Annotated in this window: 1 protein-coding gene; it reads right to left on the reverse strand. The window is 56.5% G+C overall.

Annotated features, from left to right (window positions below):
- The coding region (locus QMX91_RS31460; RefSeq protein WP_282413931.1) for an EF-Tu/IF-2/RF-3 family GTPase at window positions 1-255 on the reverse strand (255 nt) is incomplete at both ends.

Raw genomic sequence — 255 nt, forward strand, 5'->3', positions numbered from 1 at the left:
TAACCAGAACCTGACCACGCTCAACGTCGTCACGCTTGGTACCACGCAGCAGAACGCCGCAGTTCTCGCCAGCACGACCTTCGTCGAGCAGCTTGCGGAACATCTCAACACCGGTGCAGGTGGTGGTAGTGGTGTCACGCAGACCAACGATTTCCAGTGCATCTTGAACGCGAACGATACCGCGCTCGATACGACCAGTCACAACAGTACCGCGACCCGAGATCGAGAATACGTCTTCGATTGGCATCAGGAATG

It is taken from the genome of Pseudomonas sp. PS01299, from assembly GCF_029960145.1.
Lineage (GTDB): Bacteria > Pseudomonadota > Gammaproteobacteria > Pseudomonadales > Pseudomonadaceae > Aquipseudomonas > Aquipseudomonas putida_A.